Annotated in this window: 1 protein-coding gene; it reads left to right on the top strand. The window is 60.7% G+C overall.

Annotated elements, in window-relative coordinates:
• Nucleotides 1-624 (top strand): immunoglobulin-like domain-containing protein (locus tag LXM55_RS32335; protein WP_233324202.1); only part of this gene is annotated, 624 nt, incomplete at both ends.

Genomic DNA, 624 nt, shown 5'->3' with positions numbered 1-624 from the left:
GGTTCGCCGGTGGTGGTGACCCTGTCCAATGGCCAAACCATCACCATCCCGGTTGGTGAAAGCCATGGTTCGGTGAACTTCACCGCGCCAAACGACGCCCTGGCAGGCGGTAGCTCCCTGAGCACCACCATCACCAAAGCGGACGGTGGTAACTACGAGAAGCTGGAGATTAATGACAAGCCAGCCGAGACCTCGGTTACAGACACTCCGGATACCACCACTCTGAGCCTGAGCGCTACTGACTCGGTGGCCGAAGGCGGCCAGATCACTTACACCGCAACCCTGACCAATGCTGCTGGTACTCCGGTCACCGTGACATTGAGCAACGGTGCCGTGATTACTATCGCTGCCGGTGCCACTTCGGGCACTGCTACCGTCGCGGCTCCGGCTGATGACGTCTACAAGGACGCCGGCAAAGTCGAAGCCACCATCACCAAGGCAGAGGGTGGCAACTTCGAACACCTGGAGACCAATTCGACTCCAGCCGTCACGGACGTCACGGACACCATCGATACCTCCACCGTATCGCTGAAGGCCACGCCTTCGGCGGCTGAAGGTGGCAACGTCACCTACACCGCGACTGTCACCGCGCCAGTGACTGGCTCGCCGGTCGTAGTGACCCTG

The organism is Pseudomonas sp. Au-Pse12 (assembly GCF_021341665.1).
Lineage (GTDB): Bacteria > Pseudomonadota > Gammaproteobacteria > Pseudomonadales > Pseudomonadaceae > Aquipseudomonas.
The sequence above is the reverse complement of the archived record's forward strand: the minus strand, read 5'-3'. Positions and strand labels throughout refer to the sequence as shown.